Source organism: Marinobacter alexandrii (assembly GCF_005871205.1).
In the GTDB taxonomy this organism is placed as follows: Bacteria; Pseudomonadota; Gammaproteobacteria; order Pseudomonadales; family Oleiphilaceae; genus Marinobacter; species Marinobacter alexandrii.
In genome coordinates this window covers 1-660 of record NZ_SWKM01000010.1, presented here as the reverse complement: position 1 = coordinate 660, position 660 = coordinate 1, and the positions used below count along the sequence as shown (strand labels likewise).

At 48.9% G+C, this 660-nt stretch carries 2 tRNA genes and 1 rRNA gene; all 3 read left to right on the top strand.

The features are described 5' to 3' along the window. Positions 1-46: 46 nt before the first annotated feature. A tRNA-Ile gene (locus tag FCS96_RS00225) sits at positions 47-123 on the top strand. 45 nt (positions 124-168) lie between these two features. Further along, positions 169-244: transfer RNA gene (locus tag FCS96_RS00220), tRNA-Ala, on the top strand. Positions 245-566: 322 nt separating this feature from the next. After that, positions 567-660: ribosomal RNA gene (locus tag FCS96_RS00215) — 23S ribosomal RNA — on the top strand; the annotation flags it as partial.

Sequence of the window (660 nt, the reverse complement as noted above, 5' to 3'; positions counted from 1 at the left end):
GTTGATTAATAAAGAGAGCAGATGGGTCTATCAGGCCCGTACCATTGGGTCTGTAGCTCAGGTGGTTAGAGCGCACCCCTGATAAGGGTGAGGTCGGTGGTTCAAGTCCACCCAGACCCACCAAAATTGCTCAACTCCTGGAGTTGAACAATTTGAGGTAGCTTAAATGGGGCTATAGCTCAGCTGGGAGAGCGCCTGCCTTGCACGCAGGAGGTCGGCAGTTCGATCCTGCCTAGCTCCACCAATATTACTGACACGCCGTTGGGCGGTTAGTGTACAGAAACAAGCATTTCGATTTAATGACATCGGTTGTTAAACGAAGTTCTTCTTTCTGATCACTGGGTCAGATTTGCTCTTTAACAAATTGGACGAGAAAGAACACGAGTACGATTCTCTCATTATCTCCGAGAGGACGTATTCAAGTGATAGCGATTTCAAGCGTTATCCGGTGTTGTCGTTGAAGTGGTTGTGATATCGCTTCAAGGAAACTGTCTCGAAACACCATTCTTCATCCGGCTTGCCGGGTTGAGAGTGTTGGCTCGATTGCAGTTGTCTTGGGGTTATATAGTCAAGCAACTAAGCGCATACGGTGGATGCCTTGGCAGTCAGAGGCGATGAAAGACGTGGAAGCCTGCGATAAGGTTCGGGGAGCTGGCAAAC